General features: G+C 37.4%; 1 protein-coding gene. It reads left to right on the top strand.

Annotated features, from left to right (window positions below; all coding sequences use genetic code 11):
• Window positions 1-140: 140 nt before the first annotated feature.
• Window positions 141-372 (top strand): SDR family NAD(P)-dependent oxidoreductase (locus AB4486_RS23285; protein ID WP_372118900.1); only part of this gene is annotated, 232 nt, incomplete at its 3' end.

The following is a 372-nucleotide window of genomic DNA, read 5'->3' as shown; positions in this document are numbered from 1 at the left end:
GCTATAAACCGTTTTGGTCAGGTTAGAAAAAGTATCTTGAAACCTTAGTGTGCTTACGGTGCAAAGACCAGTTCTAATTTTGGAAACTATTTAGTACATTAACCTAACAACGCACTTATTACACAGTTTAGGGATACACTATGTCTAAAGTTGCCATAATTACAGGCGCTAGTCGCGGTATTGGTAAAGCTATTTCTCATTACTTTGCTCAGGAAGGATACACTTTGGTGTTACTTTCCTTAAATAATGAAAACCTTGAGCGGACTAAAGCAGAGCTCAAGTCATGCTATTCCTCATGTCTAGCTGAGACAATGTCAGTCGATTTCAATAACCCATCTGAAGTTGAAACTGCTATTACATCAATCATTAAAC

It is taken from the genome of Vibrio sp. 10N.222.55.C6 (assembly GCF_041473395.1).
GTDB classification, from domain to species: domain Bacteria; phylum Pseudomonadota; class Gammaproteobacteria; order Enterobacterales; family Vibrionaceae; genus Vibrio; species Vibrio crassostreae_C.
The sequence above is the reverse complement of the archived record's forward strand: the minus strand, read 5'-3'. Positions and strand labels throughout refer to the sequence as shown.